The organism is Paenibacillus sp. FSL H7-0943, from assembly GCF_037963265.1.
Taxonomy (GTDB): Bacteria; Bacillota; Bacilli; order Paenibacillales; family Paenibacillaceae; genus Paenibacillus_AQ; species Paenibacillus_AQ odorifer.
Map to the genome: position 1 here is coordinate 1,964,112 of NZ_CP150148.1, position 24,494 is coordinate 1,988,605.

Consider the following 24,494-nt stretch of genomic DNA (forward strand, 5'->3'; position numbering starts at 1 on the left):
CATGTCTATAAGATTGCGGCTGACTGCTTGGTATTCAGGGATTTTGGCCGTTATGCTGCTGGCCTTATCAGCCGCAATTTACGGTTTTGTTTATTTTAATACTTATGGGGACTTGAAGGATCGTATACAAAAACAGGGTGAGCAGCTTGTAACCAATCTCAATCCTAACTGGGCGTATGACGGTTCATTGCAAAGTGTGAGCATAAACCCCTTCTTCGGTAACAAACTGGAGGAAGCTAATATTTTGGTGCAAACCTATATCTATAATAATGAGAACCTGCAAAAGTCAGAGAACTTGCATTATCTAGATATCCAATTCGATGTTCCGAAACTGGAAGATATTGATAAAGCTCACGGGTTCAAACAGACTACGCTTGGCGGATATCATTTGATGGTTTATCAGATACCGATATATGACTTGAATAAGAGTCCTGTGGCCCTTCTGCAGGTGGCAACACCGTCAAATTCGGAAGACAAGCTCTTGGAGCGTTTAAAAAATATACTACTCGTAGGTTCTTTTGCTACTCTGATCGCGGCATTTACCTTCGGCTTGTTCCTTGCGCGCAAATCCATGAGTCCAATCGGCAAAGTAATTGAAGCTGCGAATGGGATTCAGACGGGGAATGATTTAAGCTCGCGGATTGAATACGATGGGCCGCCAGACGAGATAGGAAGACTTATTGAGACCGTTAATAGTATGCTTGGGCGTATGGAAGGGTTCTACACAGAGCTGGAGGATTCGTATGCGGCTCAGCGCCGTTTCGTTTCAGATGCTTCACACGAGCTTCGGACACCGCTCACTACGATTCGCGGAAATATTGATCTGCTGCAAAAGGTTTGGGAGATGGAACCCGGAGAAGGGAAGATGAGTGAAGCTGAGATTCGCCAGCTATCGCTTGAATCGGTGCAGGATATCGCAGACGAGTCTAAGCGTATGAGCCGCTTGGTAGCGGATATGCTCTCGCTCGCGCGTGCGGATACTGGACGTACTTTTGATATAGAGCCCGTGGCACTGGAACCGATGATGAATGAGATTGCGCGCCGCGCCTCTTTCCTGCCCCGTCAAGCCGAGTGGGTTACAGGTGATATGTCAGTCTTAAATGGCAAATATATAGTTGGGAATAAAGATTATCTACAGCAAATGCTCTTTATTTTTATTGATAATGCCTTTAAGTACACACCTTCAGGCATCGTGAGTTTGGATACCCTCTTCTATCAGAATCAGATTGGCATTCGGATTACTGATACAGGGATTGGTATGGATAAAGATGAGGTTCCATATATCTTTGACCGTTTCTATCGTGCAGATGAATCGCGTGGAATTACGGAAGGGATTGGGCTTGGCTTATCCATTGCTAAGTGGATTATTGACGAGCATGGTGGGTCTGTGGAGGTTGTTACACGCCAAGGTGAGGGTACCACTTTTGTCATCTGGTTACCGCTTCTCTTTGCTCCGCCGCTGGAATAGGGTATAATTTAGAAGTGTCCTATTACAGAGGTCAATGAAAGCAGAAAGCTGGTGAACTCATGGAAGTCATTAAAATCTCTCCCCGGGGATATTGTTACGGAGTTGTCGATGCAATGGTTATGGCACGGCAGGCTGCGCAAAATCTCGATCTTCCCCGGCCGATTTATATACTGGGTATGATTGTTCATAACAGTCATGTCACGAATTCGTTCGAAGATGATGGCATTATTACTTTGGACGGACATAATCGTCTGGATATTCTGGATAAAGTGGATAGTGGGACCGTTATATTCACTGCACACGGGGTTTCTCCTGAGGTGCGCAAGATGGCTAGGGACAAGGGTCTGACTACGGTCGACGCCACCTGTCCTGATGTCACGAAGACCCATGATCTTATTCAGGAAAAAGTAGATGATGGTTATGAGGTCATTTATATCGGCAAAAAAGGCCATCCGGAACCGGAGGGTGCTGTGGGTATTGCCCCTGAGCATGTGCATCTGATTGAAAAAGAAGATGAGATTGCTACGTTATCCATCTCTTCTTCACGTATTGTCATTACGAATCAGACTACTATGAGCCAGTGGGATATTAAACACATCATGAAAAAGCTTCTAGAGACCTTCCCAGGTGCTGAAGTGCATAATGAGATATGTATGGCTACCCAAGTACGTCAAGAGGCTGTGGCGGAACAAGCGGGGCAATGTGATCTGGTGATTGTTGTCGGTGATCCGCGAAGCAACAACTCCAATCGTCTGGCACAGGTGTCGGAAGAAATCGCTGGGGTTCCTGCCCATCGTATTTCTGATGTGTCTGAACTCCAAACAGAATGGCTAGAGGGTGTAAATATCGTCGGGGTCACTTCTGGCGCGTCCACACCTACACCTATCACCAAAGAAGTGATTAACTACTTAGATCAGTATGATTCGGCTAATCCGGAGACGTGGGAGATCAAACGTACAGTGAATATGGCGAAGCTGCTGCCACCGGTTAAGAATAAGAGTGCAAGTACTACTTAATGTAATGGGCTAGGCTCGAACTTATATATTATGAACGCTGCAACAAGAGCGCTTAACTTCGTCAGTCGAGGTTAAGTGCTCTTTTTTATCGAAAGAACGCTTCCGGCATAGGAATCTAGAATATAGATTGACTATAATCGTTTTTTGAGGTAAAATTGCTTTAGTGATTAAAAGCATAAAAGCTTAAAAGCGAACACGCGTCGTAGCACGATAGTATTTAGCGGAATTATTATAAATTTTAAATGTAGAGAGGGAGTTATAAATATGATCGTCATTACATCAAATCAAACACCGGAAGAGCAGGTTAAAGATATAATTGCCGTAATCGAAAAAGAAGGCTTGCAGGTGCATCTCTCCAGAGGAGCAGATCACACGGTGATAGGTTTAGTGGGAGTCGTCACTCCTAAGCTCGCCGAGCATTTGCGGCAAATGAAGGGTGTAGAGAACGTCGTGAAGATCTCCAAATCCTACAAGCTGGCCAGCCGGGATTTCCATCCTGAGGATACGATTATTGATATCAAGGGTGTGAAGATTGGTGGAGAAAACCTGGTGATCATGGGCGGACCTTGCGCCGTTGAGTCTCCAGAGCAGATTGATGAGATCGCCCGGCTTGTTAAAGCGTCTGGTGCTCAGGTACTTCGTGGAGGCGCGTTTAAGCCCCGTACAGGACCGTACAGCTTCCAAGGCGTAGGTGTGGAAGGTTTGACTATGATGGCTGAAGCAGGAAAGCGTCATGGGCTGTTGACCATTACAGAGGTTATGACACCAGAGTATGTTGATATCTGTGCGGAGCATGCGGATATTCTGCAGGTGGGTACACGGAATATGCAGAACTTTGATTTGCTGCGCAAGCTGGGGACCTGTGGCAGACCTGTTCTTCTAAAACGTGGCTTCAGTGCGACCTACGATGAGTTGCTCAATGCAGCGGAGTACATTTTGGCAGGCGGTAATAAGGATGTAATGCTCTGTGAGCGCGGTATTCGCACATTTGAGACCTACACTCGTAATACGCTGGATCTATCGGCTATTCCAGTTCTACAGAGCTTAAGCCATCTTCCAGTAATCTCTGACCCAAGTCACGGAACCGGTCGTCGTGAGTTAGTTGAGCCTATGGCCAAAGCTTCTGTTGCTGCTGGCGCAAATGGTCTAATTATTGAAATGCACACAGATCCGGACAATTCCATGACAGGTGATGGTGTTCAATCGTTATTTCCTGATCAGTTTGATAACCTGCTAAAGGATCTGGAAAAGCTGGCTCCAATTGTTGGACGTAAGTTTTCAACTTCGCCAGAAACGGTTTCGGCTCTATAAAATTTAATCTAATAGCTTCCTCGGAAGCCCTCTTAACCCGCGACCTAGTGGGAAAAGAGGGTTTTTTTGGAGTTGGATAAAATAAATGTGACATGAAAATATGCGAAAATAACAGATTTCACGAAAGCGTTAGAATATCTTACATTGCTGAAAGAAATACCTGACATAAGCATTGACGATGTTAGGTATGAGATTTATAATTACGACAGCAAAAAAATTAAAACAAGAACATTTGCATACTGTGAGCGGCCTAATGTTCGGAACTTGGGGGAGGAAAAATTCATGTCGGTTGAAAAAGTGTTGCAAACAATTAAAGAGAACAATATCGAGTGGGTAGATTTTCGATTCGTAGATTTAGGTGGTCGTGCCCACCACATCTCTCTGCCAGCTTCTGAAGTGGAAGATGAAACTTTTGTAAATGGGGTAGCATTCGACGGTTCTTCCATCAAAGGTTTCCGTGGTATTGAAGAATCAGACATGGTTATGATGCCTGATCCGAATAGTGTATTCATAGATCCGTTTACAGCTCATCCAACGCTGAACGTGATGTGCGACATTTTCACTCCTGATGGCGAACGTTATGAGCGCGATCCTCGCGGTATTGCTGTGAAAGCAGAAGAATTCCTGCAAAAAAGCGGAGTAGGTACATCTGCATTCTTCGCGCCTGAATCAGAATTCTTTATCTTTGACGATGTTCGTTACGAAAGTGGCATGAACAGATCCTCATTCTTCGTAGATTCTGAAGAAGCGGCTTGGAATACGGGTCGTAAAGAAGAGGGCGGCAACTTGGCATTTAAAGTTGGCGTTAAAGGTGGATATGTTCCTGTAGCACCAGTTGACTCCCAACAGGATATCCGCAGTGAAATGTGCCGTCTGCTTGCTGAAGTTGGACTACGCATTGAACGTCATCACCATGAAGTAGCCACTGCAGGTCAAGCGGAAATTAACTTCCGTTTTGATACCTTGAAGAAAACTGCTGATAATCTCATGACTTATAAATATATTGTACAAAACACTGCACGTCAGTATGGCAAGGTAGCAACCTTCATGCCAAAACCACTGTTCGGTGATAACGGTAGCGGAATGCACGTGCATCAATCCATCTTTGACGGAGACACTCCTTTGTTCTACGAAAAAGGCGCTTATGCTAACTTGAGCGAAATGGCTCTTCATTATATCGGTGGTATTTTGTACCATGCACCAGCATTGATCGCTTTGACTAACCCAAGCACCAACTCCTTTAAACGTCTGGTTCCTGGCTACGAAGCACCGGTTAACTTGGTTTACTCCAAAGGAAATCGTTCTGCAGCAGTTCGTATCCCGGTAGCAGCTGTGACACCAAAAGGCTGTCGTATCGAATTCCGCACACCGGATTCCACAGCTAACCCTTACTTGGCATTCTCCGCAATGCTGATGGCAGGTCTGGACGGAATCAAGAACAAGATTAACCCGCAAGAACTGGGTTATGGTCCTCTGGATAAGAACATCTATGAATTGTCTGATGCAGATAAAGAAAAAATCCGCAGCGTTCCAGGCAGCCTGAGCGAAGCGCTTGATTCTTTGGAAGCTGATTACGAGTTCCTAACAGAAGGCGACGTATTTACTAAGGACTTCATCGATAACTATATTGCTCTGAAACGTTCTGAAGCACAAGAGGTTGCAATTCGTGTTCATCCACATGAATACGCCTTGTACTTCGATCTATAAGATTCCTGCTATTATAATCTTTATAATAAAAGAAGCTGTCTCAAAAGTAGTGAATTCTACTTGAGGCAGCTTCTTTTTTTATGAATCAGGAAAAGTAATGGGTTTTACTGTGCCCTATGACTATATGCTAAGAAAGACTACACTAGCCCCCGTTCAGGAGCGCCGCAGGACTCTCTAATGATAAGCTCGGGCTCCACGCTGAAAGAACTCGTACCGGATTGGTTGTTTATTAGATCATATAGCATTAGCGCTGCTAGGCGGCCGATCTTATCTTTATTTTGGCGGATGGTAGTCAGTAGGGGGGTTGTATAATTGCAGGCCTCGATATCATCACAGCCAATAATTGCGACAGTTTCAGGAACGGCGATAGAAGCCTCTTTAAGGGCACGCATCGCCCCTATAGCAAGCTGATCCGACGCCGCGAAGATCGCTCTAGGTAAATTTCCATTCTCAATCATTCTACGCATCGTCTCATACCCGCTGGCCTCAAAGAAGTTACTTCCGTTTAAGAACCAATTCTCGTTAATAGGCAGTCCTAAATCTTCAAGAGCTTTGCGATAACCACTTTCGCGCATATTGGAGATGTCTGAATCTGAGGAACTGCCGATGTAGCCAAGCTCTCGATAGCCCAGTAAGTAAAAGTGTTCCACCACTTTGGAGGACATTTTGAAATTATCCGACATGATAAAACCAGAGTTGTCACCGGTCAGCTTTAAATCTACGCCGATACACGGAATTGCACTGTTGTCTAATTCGCTGATAGAGGTTTCTAGCTCCTGTCCGGATAGAAGCACACACCCATCTACATTAAAATGCTGGCAACGGGCAAGATAATCGTTAGTATCGCCACTTTGGAATTTTTCATTGGAAAAAAAGATAAGGTCGTAACCTAGTAGTCCCATTTGTTTTTTAAATGAATTTAGCACCTCGATGAAAAAAGGGTGGGTAAAGTCGACATTCAGCATTCCGGCAAAAATCACTCCGATTAGATTGGATGATTTCGTAGCCAATGTTTTAGCTGAATTGGAGGGGGTATATCCAGTTTCTTTTATAATTTGTTGAACCCTTGTCTTGGTATCTTCCGAAATATCACTGTAGTTATTAATGATTTTGGATACTGTCGAAACAGAAACTCCAGCAATTTTCGCTATATCTTTGATGCTGTAGGCCAAATTAAGTCCCCCTTATAGTGAAAAATGTTCCGTAATATATGTTTAAAATCTACTCAAGGCTATTTTTTATGACTTGAATTTATGATTTACGAAATAGTTTCGTTACTTATTTTATAGTTCAATAAGATTATAGTCAATGGAATGTTTACTCTTAAACTAGGATTATGCTTGGTTTTAAAGGTTTTTTTGAATATTTGGTTCAAAAAACGTTCAAAAACGAACAAAGAAAAAAGACTTTACAAAGACAAATAACGATGTAATAATAAAAACACCGAAACCGCTTTCTGTGATATCGTCCTTACTGTTTCGTGATTTTCAGAAATTAACATGTGGTTTCGTTAAAAGGGTCATAACAAATTATCTGGGGGGTAACAAAATGGTAAAGAAGCTTTCTGCGGTATTGTTGAGCTCAGCGCTAGTGCTCTCATTAGCAGCATGTGGAAACAGCAATAACAACGCGAATGGTGAGGCTACTCCGGGCAGCGGAACAAACAAGCCTGCATCTGGTGATAAGAAAGTGATTAAGATCTTACACTGGAAACAAGAGAATATTAACAAGGTCATTACAGAAATTAATAAAAAGTTTGAAGAAAAATATCCGGAATACAAAGTGGAGTACACAACCACGGGTCCGGATGATGAATTCAAACAAGCACAAAGAGCAAGAATTACAGCTGGTGACGTAGATGTTCTTGCCGATCTATCCGGTATGAGATTGTCCCCGAAAGATTGGACACCAGGTGCGAAAGTGCCAGACTGGCAACAATGGATTGATTCCGGACTGATTGCTGATCTGAGCAACGAAGCTTTCGTTAAAAACTACAATGCGAATGACATTGCTAAAGCCGGCACTTATAAAGATAAAGTGTATGCAATCCCAACCGGTAAAGTAGCAATGTCAGGATTCTTCTATAATAAAGAAATTTTTGAACAAAACGGTCTGACTGTACCTACAACTTGGACAGAGTTCATTAGTGTTCTAGATACATTGAAAGCTAAGAGTATTGTTCCAATCGTAGTGGCTGGTAAAGACGTATGGCCATTGAAACTGCCAGTGTTCGGTTTGCAAGCTAAGATTCTGGGTGGCGGCAACCAACAACAATGGATTGAGGGCGTTTGGAAGGGAACTTCGGCATTTAACGATGCTGAGGCTGTAGAAGTATTGGAGAAAATGAAGACGCTTCAAGATAACTACATCATCGACGGTTTCTTGGGTATCGACTATGCAACAGCACCTTCGTTTTTCGCAACAGGAAAAGCAGCTATGATTGCTGACGGAACTTGGGATGCTCCTACGATCGCGGCAGCAAATCCAGATGTGAAATTTGGTTACTTCCCAATCCCAGCTACAGAAGATGCTGCTAAGAATAATTCTCTTGTCGGTAAATACGATGTAACTTGGTATGCAGCAGAAAAAGGCCCGAACAAAGAAGGTGCTTTGAAATGGCTGGAATTCTTCTCTGAACCAGAAAATTACACAGAATATGTTAAAGCAGCAGGATTCTTGCCTACACAAGACAATATTGCCACTGAAAGTGATTTTATTGACAAAGAACTTGCTCCATACATGACTGGAGATTTCGAGCTTGCTTATGAAATTATGATGATTAACCGTGACAACGTTGGTGAACACATTGCAGCTGAAGGCGTTCACACTGAGTATTTGGCACCAGGCGGCGAGTTTAAAACCGCTAAAGAGCTTGCAGATGTACAACAAAAAGAATGGGAAGCAGCAGCACCTAAATAAGTAGCTATCCCGATAAATAAAAAAGAATCTACAACATACTGTACACCAAACATGTTTTACAGCTTCGGGGTCTGTTTTGTGCAGGCCCCGATCATTTTATTGAATTAGGATTGGGTAGGTGAGAGAAATGTATCCGTTCGGGAAAGGTTTTAAACGATATATACCGCTTCTGCTGCTAATGATTCCATTATCATTGTATGTAATTTTCTATTTTGGCCCATCTATGATGACGGTCATCTATTCATTTACAGATATCACTAACGTTCCTGGAAGCAAGATGAGTTTCGTAGGCCTTGACAATTATTATGATGTATTTTACTCGGGAAATTCAGGCGAGCGTTGGGATTCCATTATACGTACTATTTATTTCATGGTCATTGTAACCATTGTACAGAACGGTGTCGGTCTGCTTATGGCCGTAGTTATCAATCAGAAGCTGAAAGGCGATTATTTCTATCGCGCGGTATTCTTTTTACCGGTTGTGCTTGGTGTGGCGGTAGTTGCACTGGTATGGGGCATGATGTTCGATCCGCTGAGTGGTCCGGTTAACCAACTGTATGATTCTTTGTTCGGTTATAAAGATATGTTCTTTGGAAGCTTCACTCATGCGTTCGGTTATATTATATTTACGCAAATTTGGATGTATATGGGATATTCGATGTTGATTTTCCTTGCGGGACTACAATCCGTACCGAAAGATTTGTATGAGGCTGGATATATAGACGGAACTACGAAGTGGCAATCTTTTAAAAATATCACATTCCCACTTATCGCTCCATCCTTTACGATTAACATTATTTTGTCTATTATCGGTGCGATGTCCACCTTTGATATTATTCTCGCAACTACGGACGGTCGCTTTAACACAAGAACGATGGCATATGACGTTTATAAAGAGACGTTCCGTGGTTCTCTACAGATGGGACTTCCTTCCGCGCTTTCCGTGGTTCAGTTCCTTATGATTCTGGTGTTTGTAGTATTTGCAGTGAAACAAATGCGTAAGAGAGAGGTGGAATATTAATGAAGGATTCCAAAACCGCCAAAACTCTCTCTTATATTCTGATTGCAGTGTTGCTTGTTTTGTATATCATGCCGTTGTTATTTGTAATCAATATTTCATTCAAGTCCTTTACAGAATATCTGCTAGATCCTATCGGTCTCGTAAAAAGTATTCAATGGGATAATTATAAAGAAGCTTGGCTACAGGGGAATTTCTCTAATTATTTCTTAAACAGTCTGCTGTATACAGCCGTAGCAACAGTGCTGACCCTAATTGTTTCGTTATTCGGGGCCTTCCCGGTGGCGAGAAATTATGTGAAGTGGAGCGGATTTATTTATTTGTTCTTCTTGATGTCTCAGTTCCTGCCGAATCCAATGGTCGCACAGTTCAAGCTGATGCTTACCATGAAACAGGAGCTAGGATTTGTAGGTTATGACACGAAGCTGGGTTACATTCTCCTTAAAACAGGCGGAACGGGTATCGTGTTCATGATGTTTGTAGGTTACATCAAAGGAATTAGCCGGGAGATGGATGAAGCAGCAGGTATGGATGGTGCTGGATATATGCGTTATTTGTTCCAGATCATCATGCCACTTATGAAACCAGTAATTGCTACAGGTGTTATTCTAACAGCTATTAGTATCTGGAATGACTTCGTGGGGCCGGTCATGTATTTACCGAGTCCAGAAAACTATCCAATCACCTTCGGGCTTAAAGAATTCCGCGGTCAATACGGAAACAACTGGCCTATGTTGGCGTGCGGGATCATGATCGTATCTGCACCGCTTATCATCCTATACACCTTCATTCAAAAGTATATCGTTGACGGTGCATTGGCAGGTGCGGTTAAAGCTTAAGTAGTTGTGTAAATGAGAGGATGGAGAGAATGGATCGTAATAAAATTCATGGCTTCGAATTCACCGGAAATGATGGGGAATTCAGGCTTCAGCAACCGGATCGCAGCAGTTTTCTATATTTCCCTCTAGTGAATGAAGGGGGAATGATGTCGACAGTAACTCCAAAACTTCATGGTCAGGTTACCACAGGTCATAATACATTTTTGACACCGCCATTATCGGTTGAAGATTTGCATAATTCGCGGGCTTCCCGCAACTTCTGGGTATACGTAGACGGCAAGGGAGCTTGGTCGGCAGTGGGGAACTCCGCTAAGCAAAATGCCGATTTTTATACATCGTCTACTGATGAAGCGGTACTAGAGGCTGGTTTCTTGTGGCAACGCGTAACGCGTTGTAACGCAGAGATGGGTGTTAAAGCTGAAATCACCAGCTTTGTGCCAAGTGGTAATGATAAAATCGAATTAATGAAGGTTAAGTTGACCAATACAGCAGCAGAGGCTACTACGCTGACACCGACAGCGGTAGTTCCGATCTACGCGCGTTCGGCGGATGATCTGCGCGATCATAGACATGTAACCTCTTTGCTTAACCGGATTTATACTTCACCCTATGGTGTTGAGGTTCAGCCTGCCCTCTCCTTTGATGAGCGGGGACACCGCATCAATCACACTTCTTATGGAGTATTTGGTGCAGAGGGTGACGGCAGTCAACCTGCGGGGTTCTTTCCGGTGCAGGAGGAGTTCATTGGAGAAGGTGGAAGCCTGGATTGGCCAGAAGCTGTTATCCTGAACAACACGCCGCAGATTGGCAAGGGCGGAGGCGTACAAAGAGAGGGATATGAGGCTATCGGGGGTCTTCGTTATGAGACGCTTACTCTGTCTCCTGGTGACAGCCATTCTTATATAGTAGTTATGGCGATCCATAATGAGAGAATAGACGTGGATGCTTTGATGAACAAATATGGTACATCTGAAGCTTTTGATCATTTGCTTGAGGAAACTAAAGCCTTCTGGGCAGATAAAGTGAATATGGTAGAATTTCATACCGGTGATTCAGATGCTGACCAATGGATGAAATGGGTTACGATTCAACCCGTGCTGAGAAGACTTTATGGTAACTCCTTCTTGCCTTATCATGATTATGGAAGAGGCGGACGTGGCTGGCGGGATCTTTGGCAGGATTGTCTAGCACTCCTTATTATGGAACCGGCTGAAGTGCGCAGCTTACTGCTGAACAACTACGCTGGGGTAAGAATAGATGGTAGTAATGCCACTATTATCGGTCAACAGCCTGGTGAATTTATTGCCGACCGTAACAACATCCCGCGGGTGTGGATGGATCATGGAGCTTGGCCGTTCTTAACTACTATGTTATATCTGGATCAGAGTGGTGATCTTGATTTCTTATTGCAGGAACAGACGTATTTCCGCGATACCTTTATGAGTCGCTGTAAGGAACGCGATACTTCATGGGATACCTCGCTAGGAAGTGATCTCAGAACAACTTCTGGTGAGGTTTATAAAGGTACGATTCTGGAGCATATCCTGCTGCAAAATCTGGTTCCGTTCTTTAATGTTGGAGAGCACAATAATATCCTGCTGGAGGGCGCAGACTGGAATGATGGTCTTGATATGGGCGCAGACCGGGGTGAGAGTGTAGCTTTCACAGCATTCTACGCAAGTAACTTATTGGATATTTCTCGTGTGCTGCGTACGCTAAAGACTTCTAAAGGGCAAGAGACAGTTGAATTGGCAGAAGAAATGAAACTATTGCTAGATTCGCTTGGTGAGCAAGTGGATTATGAATCTGTATCAGGCAAGCATGAAAGACTTAATCAATATTATGCTGCCGCTCCGAACAAAGTTAGCGGTATTCGTGCAGCACTCGACATAGAGACAGTAGCGGACGATCTGGAACAAAAAGCAGAGTGGATCTTTAATCACTTGCGCCGCAATGAGTGGGTGGAAAGTGAACAAGGTGGAGGCTGGTTTAACGGTTATTATAATAATGATGGAGAACAAGTGGAAGGGGAATTCGCAGAAGGCGTTCGAATGACGCTTACAGGTCAAGTATTCCCGCTGATGGGTCATGCAGCTGCGCCAGAGCAAATTCCGCATATCATTGCCGCCGTGGATCGTAATCTACTGGATGACAAAATTGGGTACAGACTTAATTCCCGTTTCGGAGGCATCCAGCAGAATCTGGGTCGCGCCTTTGGCTTTGCCTTTGGACATAAAGAGAACGGTGCTATGTTCAGTCACATGACCATCATGTATGGAAATGCGTTGTATAAACGCGGATATGTGAAAGAAGGACATAAAGTATTAGAATCTCTGTATAGCTTAAGTACTGACTTTGCAAAAGCCCGCATATACCCAGGAATTCCTGAGTATATTAACGAGCAAGGCAGAGGGATGTATACGTATTTAACAGGATCAGCGAGCTGGCTGCTGTTAACTATGGTTACTGAAGTATTTGGTGTAAAAGGTAAGCTAGGTGATCTTTTGTTGGAACCGAAGCTTGTTAAAGAGCAGTTTGATTCCGAGGGAAAGGCCTCTATTAAGACAATCTTCGCGGATCGCGAGTTTGAAGTGGTCTATAAAGCCACAGGAAGCTTAAACTACGGGGAGTACCAAATACACGCTGTTACCCTGAATGGCAGCGAGGTGACGCTGCAGCGCGGCTCAGGAAGTGCGATTATTCCGCGTGAAGAGTTGCTCTCTCTGCAGACAGAGAAATGCCACTTGATTGAAGTGACATTGGCGTAGCTTTATACGATATTTTAAGACGTCTGCACCGTTATTCATAGCGGCTGCAGACGTTTTTTTCAATAATGAATATTTATTCATTGTAACAATGAACGAAAGGGCGCGTTAGGTATGGGTTGCAGACTGTCAAATGGCATATTAACTGTCGATATCGCTGATATCGGAGAGTATAAGGGCACTCGTTTTGACTGGACAGGATTTATTACACAGGTGACATTAGAAGAGGGGAAACATACGTTTTGTGTGCCGGAAAGCTTGAAGCCAGGCGAAGGAACTGGAGGCAAGGGACTTTGTAATGAGTTTGGCATTTCCCGGGCAATTGGATATGATGAAGCACCAATCGGAGGCTGGTTTCCAAAAATCGGAGTCGGATTATTACAAAAAGGAACTTCCCCATTATACAGTTTCAATGAGGAGTTCCCCTTAACCTCTTTTAGTAAGGATATCGAAGCAGGGAATGATGCGGTCACATATACGATCCACCCAATGGAAAGCAACGGATATGCTGTGCAGCTAACCAAAACGATTTCTTTACAGGGGGATCAATTAATAATTGCATATGAACTGCATAACAAAGGGCAAAAGCCTTTCCTTACGGAGGAATATATTCACAACTTCATCGGAATCGATGGGTTGAATATTGGGCAGGATTTCGAACTGCGTCTTCCGAGGGAACTCAAGGTAGTAGAACCAGAATCCTCCTATACGAAAGAATTGCTAGAGGTATCCGGGAATACCCTTACTTGGTCAAAGGAACCGGATAAACCCTTTTATTGCAAGTTGAGCGGTTGGGAAGGTCAGGAAAATGAGTTCACCTGGGAGTTGGTTCATAAGCCTAGTGGAACAGGCGTGCGAGAGAGTGGGAACTTTCCAGTAGAACGTATGGCCCTGTGGGGAGAAGGTCATGTAGTCTCTCCTGAAGTATTTGTGAACATTAGTCTTTTACCGCGTCAAAGCAAGAGCTGGCGCCGATCTTACCGGTTTTTCACTGCGAAATGAGTACCGTCTTAACCTTTTATGTGAATAATTATACTTGCTGGTGCGGGAGAATATTGCTATCATAACCATATCCATATTGATAGGAGAGAAAGGGTGGGGAGCAGTTTTGAATAAGAGAGCATACAATTTTAATGCCGGACCGGCAGCATTGCCGCTTACGGTACTGGAACGCGCACAAGCGGAGTTTGTTGATTTCCGGGAAAGTGGAATGTCTATCATGGAGATGTCGCACCGTGGTGCAATTTACGAATCCGTGCATAATGAAGCGCAGGAACGTCTGCTTTCGCTCCTCGGCAATCCGAAGGGCTATAAGGTATTGTTCGTACAAGGCGGAGCAAGCACACAGTTTGCAATGATCCCTATGAACTTGATTTCCGAAGGCCAAGTAGGTAGCTATGTAATGACAGGTAGCTGGGCAGATAAAGCTTATAAAGAAGCTAAATTGGTAGGAGGCGCTCATGTTGCTGCTTCTTCCGAAGATAAGAAATTCTTGGCTATACCTGAATTAAGTTCGATCAAAGCTGCGGAGAATGCTGCTTACCTTCATGTTACTTCCAACGAGACCATTGAAGGAACGCAATATGCAGAATTTCCAGATGCAGGCTCGATTCCTTTAATCGCGGATATGTCTAGTGATATACTTTGCCGTCCAATCGATGTGAACCAATTCGGAATGATCTATGCCGGAGCACAAAAGAACCTTGGACCTTCAGGCGTGACTGTAGTTATCGCGAAAGAAGAATTGCTTGCAGAATCACCTTCTAACATTCCTACTATCATGCGTTACAGCACTCATTATAAGAATAACTCTCTTTACAATACACCTCCATCTTTCTCTGTATATATGGTGAACGAAGTATTAAAATGGATTGAGGAGCAAGGCGGCTTAGCTGGCATCCATTCCAAGAACCTTGAAAAATCGGGTCTGTTATATGATCACATCGATGGAAGTGACGGTTTCTACCGTGGTGTTGCAGAACAAGGCAGCCGCTCTATTATGAACGTTACTTTCCGGATGCAATCAGAAGAACTCGAAAAGCAGTTTGTCAAAGCTGCTGAACTGGAAGGTTTTGTCGGCTTAAAGGGTCATCGCAGTGTTGGGGGCTTGCGTGCTTCCATCTATAATGCAGTTCCTTACGAAAGTGTAAAAGCACTATCCGATTTCATGAACCATTTCCGGCAAACTCAAGGTTAATGAATTCTATCTATAACCTTCCGCCTTCTTGGTGGAAGGTTTTCAGTTTGTTTGGAGAAGCTATGGTTAGGCACTAGAGTAAAACATCTGGCTATTAAGCCTTTAGAGAGGAAGGAACCATATAATGGCACTCCATATCGTATTAGTCGAGCCGGAAATTCCGGCCAATACTGGCAACATTGCGCGTACTTGCGCCGCTACCGGCACTCATCTTCACTTGGTTCGTCCACTCGGATTCCGTACAGACGATGCTACATTAAAAAGAGCAGGATTAGACTATTGGCATGCTGTTACTATTGAATATCACGACTCCTTTGCTGAGGTTTTGGAGAAATATAGCGAGGGGCGTTTCTTTTACGCAACGACGAAAGCAGAGAAAAGATACAGCGACTTTAAGTTCCAAGATGGCGATTTTTTTGTTTTTGGTAAGGAAACGAAGGGGCTTTCTGCAGAGATTCTAGAAGCAGGTAAAGAAACAAAAATACGCATGCCAATGAGTGATGCTGTGAGATCTCTGAATTTATCCAATTCGGCAGCAATTATTGTGTACGAGGCGCTTCGACAATTGGATTTCCCTAATCTTATTTAAAAAAAGACAAATTTTTTATTTTTTTCAGCAGGATTCGACAATTAGGTAACGAAATATATTGAAAGAGCCGAAATAAGTAGTAGCTACTAAATAATTTTTCTTGAACAGGAGAGGTGTACGTTAGTTATGAAACCTGCTGGTGTAGTTCGCAAAGTGGATCAGTTGGGTAGAATTGTTCTGCCTAAGTCCCTGCGTAAAAGGTATCAGATGAATGAAGGCGACCCGGTTGAAATTTTGGTACAGGGTGACCATATCATCTTGGAGCGTTACCGTCCAAAATGTGTTTTCTGTGGATCGATGGATGGTGTAAGCGAATATAAAGATCGTTATATTTGTTCTGCATGCCTTTCGGAAATGACTCAATTGCCAAGACATGCCTAAGAAGTACATATTTTGAATTTTGACAGCCAAGAGCTTATAAAAAACTGTCCTCTTCGTAGAACTCTTCTACTTGGGGGGCAGTTTTTTTATGTATACAAAAAATGCCCCCGCACCAAGTGGCTGCAGGGACATATCGGCTTTATAGGCCTTTTGTTTTGTCGTCGTTGTAAGATGAGGTAAGGATGCCGACCGTAAATAACACAAATACGAACATTACGATCCAAAAGGTTAATGAGAACGACATACTGGCACCTCCAATAGCGAATGTATTCGTTATCAAGATTATAACCTGCAATTTAATAAAAATAAACGCAAATGTGATATGTTACATAGACAATTTACTATATTATTTAAAAAACAGAAAATTCGTTGGCACAGCTCTTAGATTTCCATCAGATGGTTTATTGATAACTCTTCCGTTAAAGATCAATGAGGAAGAGCCACCACCATCTAAATTATAAGCATCTACGAGACCCATATTCGATAATTTGTTCTGAATCTCCTCCAGCTGTGCACCAGAGCTGCCATACTCATTATATCCATCCGCTACAAAAAGCAGGATCTGATCATCTTTATATTTGCCGATCACGGTACGTGGTGCCCGATTAGGGGATGTTTTCCACTTTTCGGGTATGGGTGTTTTGATGTTGTTTTTAAGGAGGACAGGCACAAAGGTGGCGCCGAATACCGGATCTAGCTGATCTAATTGTGCGCGACTGTAGAATTTCCCTCCGATTAATTGCCCGGATTTGTTCAGCCCAACAAAACTTAGGTCCTTGTACGTGGGCTCAAAACCGTATAAATACTTTCCATCCACTACAGTTGTGCTTAAGGGATAACGTTTTCCGGATTGATCTGCAAAGCCGCCCGCATTAATACCAGCAATGGCACCATTACGCTGTACGGCATGCATAGTAGTTTCCGCACCGGAGGCTGTCTCCGCCAAGCTCATCTTCATAGCGGTCGGGTCCTTCAATTTGATTTTCAACGCATAAGCTTTGTAGTTTCCTGGATTCAATCGATATAACTCAACTCTTATACGGTCGCTAGTAACGATCTCTGAAGGTATACCAAGCTTGGCTGAAATCCTGCGGTTATAGATCAGTTCAGGCCGGGTCGCCTGAGTCTGTGCTGTTTCGACCAGCTTATTCATCGTAGTGGTAGTCTCTTTATATAGCTTGGCACTAGCGCTGACAGCATCAATGGTGTAAGCTGCGGAGGCCTCTGCCAGCGTCAGCTCTTTTTTTAAGGAAGCTGTTTCATTCACTGGCCCAGCGCTTGGTGTGAATTGTCCTACATCAAGGTCTAGCTGTAGCGGTGGTCGATACCACGACATACAAATAACCAAGCCTATGAACGGTGCAGTTAGAAGCATGAAGAAGCGGTTTACTCTTTTGACTGGCGTCATCATTTGATCAGATCCATTTCTTTCTTCAAAGCTTCTAACTGTTTGCTTACCTCACTCAATTGCGTATATAGCTTGTTGCTGTTATCTGTCTTGGCACTAGCATTATCTTTAGTGAAGGTTAATAGTTCGTTAAAGCTTTGCACTGTATTCTGCAATTCCTTCACTTCTTCAGAGAGAACGGCAATTTTTGCTTCATAGTCGGTCTTCAAAACGGTAAGCTGCTGCTGGCTCTGAGTGCTAAGTTCGGTAAGCACCTGTTGCTTCAGATGGTTCGTGTAGCTGTATACAGCATATACGCCGAGTCCGATCATCATAATCCAGAACAGTAAAAACCATTTTACGGAAGGGCCGTTTCTCGCAGTAGTAGAGCGCGAGCGTACCGGGGACGTTTCCGCTAGCGGTTGCATTTTATCACCTCGGGTTGGTCATTTTTTCAAGTCCCCATTCTATCAGACTTTGACAAGATTCGCAAAAATGTAAGAGAGTATGAAAACTAGAAAAAGTAATTGCATCCTATTAAACTACTGCGATACAATTTCTATAGATTGGAATTCTGATAGACGTACACAAGGTAACCAGCTAGAGATTATACAGACAAGTCATCATACAGCCTTGCTTGCGTTTTAACCGGAAACGCTGCGGCGCTTTCCTTTCTAGATGATTATATATAGAGCAGGGGGTCAGGGCATTAATGATGAAGGTTTGGCAGGTGGTCATTGTGGGGTGTCATCCTACAAGTATGCTGGGGACAAAATTGATTTTGGAAGAGGAAGAGGGGCTTAAGGTTCTGGGAATGTATTCCACTTGGGACGAAGGCGCTACCATCGTAAGGGAAAAAAATCCCGAGCTAGTGCTAGTAGATTATCATATGCCTGAGGGGAATATTGAGAGTGTGCTGTTAAATATGAAAAAAAGCTCACCAAACTCACATTTTGTCGTGATGACAGACGAAGACGGGCGAGAACTGCTTCAGCCCCTCGTAGAACTAGGAGCCAGCGGGATATTCTCGAAGGGAGCTTCTCCCCGTCAGCTTTTACAGCTGATCCTGGGTTTACGGGAGGGTTTTCTTTCAATGCCGTTGGAATGGATTGAAAAAGGAGCTTGGCCGATTTCGACATTTAAAGGATTAGATGATGTTTTGCAACTGACGGAGACAGAGATGTTTATCATGGAGCGAATCGTTCAAGGGATTACCTACGATAAAATTGCGCTTGAAATTGCGGTAAGCCGTCGGTCCATTGATAATTATTTGCGCAAAATCTATGTAAAGCTCGATGTTTCGACCCGGGCACAAGCGATTGAGAAATTCGCGCTCTTCTCAAGACAAAACAGGCAAATCTACGCCTAACCCACGCTTTACGACATAATGACGTATGGGGTGGAATATTCTTGGAGTAGAAGTAAGAATATCATGTTGAATGGGTAACCATCCCATCCTTGGATGAGGATGACGAAGCCGTTTCTACTTGGTAACAGGGAAGGGGGATTTCGCATGATTTACGAATTTTCTGCTCGCGCACACACATTGTTGTCGTCATCGCTTCTTAGTATCCGCACCCAAACACGGAGAAGCTCCATGATATCGCTAGCTGAAGAATTACCAGCGGAAGAACTATTCCCATTGTCACTGCTTGCTGAAGCAGCATCTACGGTGATTTCAGCAGATGCGGGAGCACTGCAATATGGTGATCCTGCAGGGTACGGACCGCTTCGGGAGTGGCTCGCAGGGGATTGGCTTAAAGAAAAAGGGGTAAATGTTGTTGAGGGTGGAGTTCTGCTAACAACGGGTAGCCAGCAAGCCATTGATTTGTTGTCGCGGGTGTATATTGATCCAGGAGATCGTGTATTAGTAGAAAATCCGACCTCTCCAGGATTTTTGCAGACTCTTCGGATGCAGGGGGCCGTTATTATTCCTGTACAGGGTGATTTGGACGGGCTTGATCCGGAGCATTTGCGGAGCCAGATCGAGCTGCATAAGCCGAAAATGCTGTTCGCAACCCCTAGCTTTACCAATCCAAGCGGCATTTTATGGAGTTTGGAGAGACGCCGCGCAGTATTGGATTTATGTATCGCATATAACATCTTGATTGTGGAAGATGATTCTTATGGGGATTTGCACTTCCAGAAGCAGGGTGAACACAAGGCTAAAAGATATCCGTCTTTGTATGCACTGGAAAATATCAGCGATGGCGGACACGTGCTTTATATCGGTTCGTTCAGCAAGACCGTTGCGCCTGCGCTGCGGACGGGCTGGGCGGCAGGCAGCCGAGTCTTGATCAGAATGATGTCTGCGGCTAAGCAGATGGCCGATTGGCAGTCGAGCGCATTAAATCAGCGGCTGCTGCATCATTTATTGGATGTGTCTGCGTTTGATCTGCGTGAGCATATCGCGCAGCTGAATCGAGAGTATAACACCCGTCTGAAGCTTATGGTGGAACTGCTCAAGCGGCCTGCTTGGAAGGGCAGCTCCTATGACCTTCCATCAGGAGGCATGTTCCTGTGGGTCGCACCACCAGAGGGAATGGATGTTATGGCGTTGCTCAAATGTGCGCTAGGTAAGGGAGTGGCTTTTTTGCCAGGTCCGTTATGTAGTGTAGATGGAGTCAGCAATCACCTTCGCCTTAACTTTAGCCATCCCGGCAGGGATGAGCTGCTGCTTGGCATGAATCTGATGAGCGAAGCGGTTAAGGAGTTCACAGCACGGAGTTAGGTAGTGGAATGAAAGTTGGGAATGAAAGATTGAAATGAATGACATGATGAAAACACAAGACACTTTTAGAGCTAAAACAAGGACAGAATTACAAGTCGGGCAAGACGAAGTTCGTGATGTGAGATTAATTAGGGAAATCCTCCCTAAAAATGGTCGATTTGAACTCTAAAATGGACTGTTTAGGGAATTTCTCTCTAAAAAATCAAGGGATTCCCCGTTTTAAGGGTAAATCTGGCGAAAATCAGGGAAGATTTCCCTAAAATGCGGTTTTTAGCGTGTGAATCGAAGAATATTGGGGAGGATTTCCCTAATAACTTAGTGTGCCTTTTTCGGAATGGTGTTTTTAAAGCTTATTTTGCTTTGAATGATTCAGCAAGAGTAGCTTGTTAAAGCAAGAGTAGAGAAAATAGTAATTAGTAAATAAGGCTCGTGTTCGAGAGTGTAAATAAGTTAAATAAGTACAGGCACTTAGAGCCGGATGAGGTACGCAGAGATATGAACGTGGTAAGAGCGAGTTATGCACGTGGTACGAATGAGTTACTAATGTGATGATAATGATTTACGAACGTGGGAAGAGCGAGTTATGCACGTGTAATACGAATGTGGTATGTATAAGATAGAGCATGGTACGAACGAGATTCTAGTGTGTTAAGAATGCAATCTGAATGTGGTACGTATGAGATACTCATGAGATATGAGTGAAATAAGACATGACACGTATGAGATACTAGTGTATTAAAAATGTAATCTAAATGTGATATGAGTGTAGTAAGAGCGTGGTACGCACCAGATACTAATATGTTAAGTGTAAGTTAAGAACATGGAATGCACAGAGATAGGATTTAAATAAGATTAGTCATACGAAAAAGCATCCCGTAGTTGGGATGCTTTTTGGCGTTATTTACACATGTTATGTGTGCATCAGAATAATAAGTTTAAAGTCTGAGTAAATGATTAGAACCGAGCTAAAAGAATAAGACCCGACTAAAAAGAAATAGTCGATAGAAGTACTGTCCCGGCTAGGTTAGCTAATTAATGGGATGATTGCTGTTATTGGGTACGCCGCTTGTTATCGCGGCATATTCCACCAGCGCCGCATGACCGGCTGGGGTTAGGGTGTAACGCCCACGGCTTACCCGGTGAAACCAGCCGTAGTAGTTGTTCTGAAGCATAGCGGCGGCGGTGGGTACGCCGCTACGCTTCCGCAGCTCGGCCGGAGTGATGCCGGCCGAGCGGGGAGCGCTTCCTGCGGCCAATACGGCCGCTGGAAGCGTGCTTGAGGCAGCGCTAGGGGCACCGCTTCGCGTGCCTGCCGCCGCTGCCTCCCGTGCTGCCGCGTCCCCGGCAGCACGGCTCTCCGGCGCTGAGCTCAGCGCCGGAACCTGTTCGGCGGCGTCCGCCTCCGCTGCTTGCAGAGAAAGCGCGACACGCAGCGCTTTCTCGCGGTAGGCTGTCACGAGCTTGACGCGCGTGCTGCCGCCGGTGTTGTAGTCTCCGCTGCGCTCGCGGAACTCATAGAGCAGGCGTTCGCGCCGCCGCTTGTTGCTGCGCTGCGCAGGCGGCTTCTCGTCTGGCTCTACGAGCACCTCGACCAGCGGTGCTTTGGTCTTATAAAAGATAACAGTGATCAGCCCAAGACCGAGCCGTCGGCATAATCCGCTAAGCTCGCCCCAGCGCTGGTTCACCGCTCCTTTTTTATCACGGACACGTTCCACTGCGAGATAGACGGTAGGACTGAGCTTCAACCGTTCTACCCCTTGCAGCAGCAAGGCGAGATTGAATGATTTTTTCATCTCCACAATCAGAGGATGCTCAATGTCCTCCCGAATCCCCACCAAATCGCAGGTCCGAACCTCACCTTTGATGCTGTAACCCTGCTTTTCAAAAAAAATCTTCAAAGGAGCATACAGCTCCGTTTCATGTCGTACCGCCATCTTGTCACTCCCGTAGGCTTTTATTTTCGGGTTTCCCAATAAGGTTTTACAGCCATTTTCTGATTCTCTATTATAGCACAGTAAAAAAGAGGTCAACTATTCCGCGCTTGCCGCATAGGTATGTAATACACTTTTTAACGCTATAGGAGAGCAAGTAGAAGAGCAAGTAGGAGCGCAAGAGGAGGCAGCGAGCAATGGACATTTTTGAGCGTATAGCTTCGTATCGGGCTGAGAACGACCGGTTGGCGTGGAGCGGCACCTTCAAGCAGTATATAGAACTGTTGAGAAAAGACCCCTCTCCCGCAAAAACCGCTCACTCCCGCGTTTATGACATGATTAAGTCGCACGGCGTAGAGGACATAAACGGACGCAAACGGTATAAGTTTTTTGAACAGGAGATTTTTGGACTTGATCGTGCAGTCGAAAAGTTGGTCGAGGAATATTTTCACTCTGCAGCACGTCGGCTTGATGTTCGCAAACGGATTTTGTTATTGATGGGACCTGTCAGTGGGGGGAAATCGACCCTGGTCACGCTGCTTAAACGTGGTTTGGAACAGTACTCGCGGACAGATGCGGGTGCGGTATACGCAATAGAAGGCTGCCCGATGCATGAGGACCCGCTGCATTTGATCCCGCTGGAGCTCCGTCCGGAGATTGAGAAGGAACTTGGTGTACGTATTGAGGGCAACTTGTGCCCATCCTGCCAGATGCGTCTAAGAAATGATTATGCTGGTGACATTGAGCAGGTTAAGGTGACGCGTGTTATTTTGTCAGAAGAAGAGCGGGTAGGGATTGGTACTTTTAGTCCATCTGATCCGAAGTCTCAGGATATCGCCGATTTGACAGGAAGTATTGATTTTTCGACCATTACTGAATTTGGTTCGGAATCTGATCCGCGTGCCTACCGTTTTGATGGTGAGTTGAACAAAGCTAACCGTGGGCTGATGGAATTTCAGGAAATGCTCAAATGCGACGAAAAGTTTTTATGGAACCTGCTGTCACTGACGCAAGAAGGCAATTTCAAGGCTGGCCGCTTCGCGTTGATAAGTGCGGACGAAATGATAATTGCTCATACAAATGAAACCGAGTATAAGTCGTTTATTTCTAATAAAAAGAATGAAGCGCTCCAATCCCGTATGATTGTTATGCCTGTTCCGTATAACCTCAGAGTTTCGGAAGAGGAAAAAATCTACGCGAAGCTGATCGCCCAGAGTGATATGAGTCATGTGCATATTGCACCACATGCGCTGCGTGCCGCCGCTATTTTTTCTATCCTAACCCGTCTTAAAGAAAGCAAAAAACAAGGTATGGATCTGATCAAAAAGCTGCGGATGTACGATGGCGAAGAGGTCGAAGGCTATAAAGAGGCCGATCTTAAAGAGATGCAAACGGAGTATTTAGATGAGGGCATGTCCGGAATTGATCCGCGTTATGTTATCAACCGCATTTCCAGCGCTCTGATCAAAGGAGATCTGCAGTGCATGAACGCACTGGATGTCCTGCGGGCGATAAAGGATGGCCTGGATCAGCATCCATCGATTACAAAAGAGGAGCGGGAGCGTTATTTGAACTTCATCTCCATTGCCCGCAAGGAATATGATATTTTAGCGAAAAGCGAAGTACAAAAGGCATTTGTCTACTCCTTTGAGGAATCTGCGAAGACACTTTTTGAGAATTATCTAGATAATATCGAAGCTTTCTGCAATTGGTCGAAAATTCGTGATCCGCTGACGGATGAGGAAATGGAGCCGGATGAGCGGTTAATGCGTTCGATTGAAGAGCAAATTGGAATCTCTGAGAATGCAAAAAAAGCGTTCCGTGAAGAGATCCTGATCCGGATTTCCGCGTATTCACGCAAAGGGAAGAAATTCGAGTACAACAACCACGACCGCCTGCGGGAAGCGATTGAGAAAAAGCTGTTCACAGATCTCAAAGATATTGTCAAAATCACCACCTCGTCCAAAACACCTGATGAAAGTCAGCTCAAACGAATTAACGAGGTATGCGCCAGACTTATTGATGGACATCACTACTGCCCAATTTGCGCCAACGAGCTGCTGAAATACGTGGGAAGTCTGCTTAACCGTTAAAAAAGAGTTCATTTATGCGGGGTGTTCCAAAAGCCATGAAAATGGCTGTGGAGCACTCTTTTTTTGCCCTCCCATGTTGTATTTTCTTCCTTTTACCCTCCTAATGTTAATCTAAACGCCGCAACCCGTCTGACTAATTTGG

The 24,494-nt window shown here is 44.5% G+C and carries 19 protein-coding genes; 15 read left to right on the top strand and 4 right to left on the bottom strand.

Going from position 1 to position 24,494, the window contains the following annotated elements; genetic code table 11:
- The first annotated feature begins 1 nt into the window (after window position 1).
- The 4 genes from NSQ55_RS08470 (at window position 2) to glnA (ending at window position 5,502) form a co-directional block, all read left to right on the top strand.
- Window positions 2-1,468 carry a HAMP domain-containing sensor histidine kinase gene (locus NSQ55_RS08470; RefSeq protein WP_076126425.1) on the top strand — a complete coding sequence of 489 codons (1,467 nt, stop codon included), beginning with the start codon at window positions 2-4 and terminating at the stop codon, window positions 1,466-1,468.
- A gap of 59 nt (window positions 1,469-1,527) precedes the next feature.
- Window positions 1,528-2,484 (top strand): 4-hydroxy-3-methylbut-2-enyl diphosphate reductase, encoded by a 957-nt coding sequence (locus NSQ55_RS08475; RefSeq protein WP_076126427.1) that lies wholly within the window; start codon window positions 1,528-1,530, stop codon window positions 2,482-2,484.
- Between the two features lie 264 nt (window positions 2,485-2,748).
- Entirely contained in the window at window positions 2,749-3,795 is a 1,047-nt protein-coding gene (gene aroF, locus NSQ55_RS08480; protein ID WP_076184677.1) for a 3-deoxy-7-phosphoheptulonate synthase, read from the top strand.
- 282 nt (window positions 3,796-4,077) lie between these two features.
- The gene (gene glnA / locus NSQ55_RS08485) at window positions 4,078-5,502 is read left to right on the top strand and encodes a type I glutamate--ammonia ligase (RefSeq protein ID WP_036684454.1); all 1,425 of its coding nucleotides are present in this window, start codon (window positions 4,078-4,080) and stop codon (window positions 5,500-5,502) included.
- Between the two features lie 137 nt (window positions 5,503-5,639).
- On the opposite strand, the gene NSQ55_RS08490 is transcribed toward glnA, so the two are convergent.
- A complete protein-coding gene (locus tag NSQ55_RS08490; RefSeq protein ID WP_076101584.1) occupies window positions 5,640-6,674 on the bottom strand; it encodes a LacI family DNA-binding transcriptional regulator in 1,035 nt (344 codons plus the stop codon).
- 376 nt (window positions 6,675-7,050) lie between these two features.
- Between NSQ55_RS08490 and NSQ55_RS08495 the strand changes: the two genes are divergently transcribed.
- From NSQ55_RS08495 to NSQ55_RS08530, 8 genes are all read left to right on the top strand, one after another.
- Window positions 7,051-8,421 carry an extracellular solute-binding protein gene (locus NSQ55_RS08495; protein WP_076126433.1) on the top strand — a complete coding sequence of 457 codons (1,371 nt, stop codon included), beginning with the start codon at window positions 7,051-7,053 and terminating at the stop codon, window positions 8,419-8,421.
- A gap of 127 nt (window positions 8,422-8,548) precedes the next feature.
- Entirely contained in the window at window positions 8,549-9,442 is an 894-nt protein-coding gene (locus tag NSQ55_RS08500) for a sugar ABC transporter permease (RefSeq protein ID WP_076126435.1), read from the top strand.
- The gene (locus NSQ55_RS08505; protein WP_036684447.1) at window positions 9,442-10,278 is read left to right on the top strand and encodes a carbohydrate ABC transporter permease; all 837 of its coding nucleotides are present in this window, start codon (window positions 9,442-9,444) and stop codon (window positions 10,276-10,278) included. Before NSQ55_RS08500 ends, NSQ55_RS08505 begins: the two co-directional genes overlap by 1 nt.
- A gap of 29 nt (window positions 10,279-10,307) precedes the next feature.
- Entirely contained in the window at window positions 10,308-13,046 is a 2,739-nt protein-coding gene (locus NSQ55_RS08510; RefSeq protein ID WP_339172607.1) for a cellobiose phosphorylase, read from the top strand.
- A gap of 111 nt (window positions 13,047-13,157) precedes the next feature.
- Window positions 13,158-14,045 (top strand): hypothetical protein, encoded by an 888-nt coding sequence (locus NSQ55_RS08515; protein WP_339172611.1) that lies wholly within the window; start codon window positions 13,158-13,160, stop codon window positions 14,043-14,045.
- Between the two features lie 106 nt (window positions 14,046-14,151).
- The gene (gene serC / locus NSQ55_RS08520; protein ID WP_036684441.1) at window positions 14,152-15,240 is read left to right on the top strand and encodes a 3-phosphoserine/phosphohydroxythreonine transaminase; all 1,089 of its coding nucleotides are present in this window, start codon (window positions 14,152-14,154) and stop codon (window positions 15,238-15,240) included.
- 124 nt (window positions 15,241-15,364) lie between these two features.
- Window positions 15,365-15,829: a tRNA (uridine(34)/cytosine(34)/5-carboxymethylaminomethyluridine(34)-2'-O)-methyltransferase TrmL gene (gene trmL, locus NSQ55_RS08525; RefSeq protein ID WP_076184674.1), complete on the top strand. Its 465-nt coding sequence runs from the start codon at window positions 15,365-15,367 to the stop codon at window positions 15,827-15,829.
- Between the two features lie 126 nt (window positions 15,830-15,955).
- Window positions 15,956-16,210, top strand: a complete 255-nt coding sequence (locus NSQ55_RS08530) for an AbrB/MazE/SpoVT family DNA-binding domain-containing protein (RefSeq protein WP_036684437.1) — start codon at window positions 15,956-15,958, stop codon at window positions 16,208-16,210.
- Between the two features lie 346 nt (window positions 16,211-16,556).
- Here NSQ55_RS08530 and NSQ55_RS08535 read toward each other — a convergent pair whose 3' ends face one another.
- Together NSQ55_RS08535 and NSQ55_RS08540 are read right to left on the bottom strand one after the other, a co-directional pair.
- A complete protein-coding gene (locus NSQ55_RS08535) occupies window positions 16,557-17,621 on the bottom strand; it encodes a phosphodiester glycosidase family protein (RefSeq protein WP_139331019.1) in 1,065 nt (354 codons plus the stop codon).
- Entirely contained in the window at window positions 17,618-18,025 is a 408-nt protein-coding gene (locus tag NSQ55_RS08540; protein ID WP_036684435.1) for a hypothetical protein, read from the bottom strand. Before NSQ55_RS08540 ends, NSQ55_RS08535 begins: the two co-directional genes overlap by 4 nt.
- Before the next feature lie 284 nt (window positions 18,026-18,309).
- On the opposite strand from NSQ55_RS08540, the gene NSQ55_RS08545 reads away from it, so the two are divergent.
- Together NSQ55_RS08545 and NSQ55_RS08550 are read left to right on the top strand one after the other, a co-directional pair.
- Window positions 18,310-18,966: a response regulator transcription factor gene (locus tag NSQ55_RS08545; protein ID WP_036684433.1), complete on the top strand. Its 657-nt coding sequence runs from the start codon at window positions 18,310-18,312 to the stop codon at window positions 18,964-18,966.
- Window positions 18,967-19,110: 144 nt separating this feature from the next.
- On the top strand, window positions 19,111-20,328 hold the full coding sequence (locus NSQ55_RS08550) for a PLP-dependent aminotransferase family protein (protein WP_036684431.1): 1,218 nt from the start codon (window positions 19,111-19,113) through the stop codon (window positions 20,326-20,328).
- A gap of 1,028 nt (window positions 20,329-21,356) precedes the next feature.
- On the opposite strand, the gene NSQ55_RS08555 is transcribed toward NSQ55_RS08550, so the two are convergent.
- On the bottom strand, window positions 21,357-22,262 hold the full coding sequence (locus NSQ55_RS08555; protein WP_339172619.1) for a DUF2161 family putative PD-(D/E)XK-type phosphodiesterase: 906 nt from the start codon (window positions 22,260-22,262) through the stop codon (window positions 21,357-21,359).
- Between the two features lie 194 nt (window positions 22,263-22,456).
- On the opposite strand from NSQ55_RS08555, the gene NSQ55_RS08560 reads away from it, so the two are divergent.
- Window positions 22,457-24,352, top strand: a complete 1,896-nt coding sequence (locus NSQ55_RS08560; protein WP_036684429.1) for a PrkA family serine protein kinase — start codon at window positions 22,457-22,459, stop codon at window positions 24,350-24,352.
- Window positions 24,353-24,494 lie beyond the last annotated feature (142 nt).

Excerpts from the sequence above, each read along its gene's own strand:
- NSQ55_RS08540 (WP_036684435.1), bottom strand. The coding sequence starts at position 18,025 with ATGCAACCGCTAGCGGAAACGTCCCCGGTACGCTCGCGCTCTACTACT.
- NSQ55_RS08515 (WP_339172611.1), top strand. The coding sequence starts at position 13,158 with ATGGGTTGCAGACTGTCAAATGGCATATTAACTGTCGATATCGCTGAT.
- NSQ55_RS08550 (WP_036684431.1), top strand. The coding sequence starts at position 19,111 with ATGATTTACGAATTTTCTGCTCGCGCACACACATTGTTGTCGTCATCG.
- aroF (WP_076184677.1), top strand. The coding sequence starts at position 2,749 with ATGATCGTCATTACATCAAATCAAACACCGGAAGAGCAGGTTAAAGAT.
- NSQ55_RS08530 (WP_036684437.1), top strand. The coding sequence starts at position 15,956 with ATGAAACCTGCTGGTGTAGTTCGCAAAGTGGATCAGTTGGGTAGAATT.
- NSQ55_RS08510 (WP_339172607.1), top strand. The coding sequence starts at position 10,308 with ATGGATCGTAATAAAATTCATGGCTTCGAATTCACCGGAAATGATGGG.
- trmL (WP_076184674.1), top strand. The coding sequence starts at position 15,365 with ATGGCACTCCATATCGTATTAGTCGAGCCGGAAATTCCGGCCAATACT.
- NSQ55_RS08500 (WP_076126435.1), top strand. The coding sequence starts at position 8,549 with ATGTATCCGTTCGGGAAAGGTTTTAAACGATATATACCGCTTCTGCTG.
- NSQ55_RS08535 (WP_139331019.1), bottom strand. The coding sequence starts at position 17,621 with ATGATGACGCCAGTCAAAAGAGTAAACCGCTTCTTCATGCTTCTAACT.
- glnA (WP_036684454.1), top strand. The coding sequence starts at position 4,078 with ATGTCGGTTGAAAAAGTGTTGCAAACAATTAAAGAGAACAATATCGAG.
- NSQ55_RS08475 (WP_076126427.1), top strand. The coding sequence starts at position 1,528 with ATGGAAGTCATTAAAATCTCTCCCCGGGGATATTGTTACGGAGTTGTC.
- NSQ55_RS08560 (WP_036684429.1), top strand. The coding sequence starts at position 22,457 with ATGGACATTTTTGAGCGTATAGCTTCGTATCGGGCTGAGAACGACCGG.
- NSQ55_RS08555 (WP_339172619.1), bottom strand. The coding sequence starts at position 22,262 with ATGGCGGTACGACATGAAACGGAGCTGTATGCTCCTTTGAAGATTTTT.
- NSQ55_RS08470 (WP_076126425.1), top strand. The coding sequence starts at position 2 with ATGTCTATAAGATTGCGGCTGACTGCTTGGTATTCAGGGATTTTGGCC.
- NSQ55_RS08495 (WP_076126433.1), top strand. The coding sequence starts at position 7,051 with ATGGTAAAGAAGCTTTCTGCGGTATTGTTGAGCTCAGCGCTAGTGCTC.
- NSQ55_RS08505 (WP_036684447.1), top strand. The coding sequence starts at position 9,442 with ATGAAGGATTCCAAAACCGCCAAAACTCTCTCTTATATTCTGATTGCA.
- NSQ55_RS08545 (WP_036684433.1), top strand. The coding sequence starts at position 18,310 with ATGATGAAGGTTTGGCAGGTGGTCATTGTGGGGTGTCATCCTACAAGT.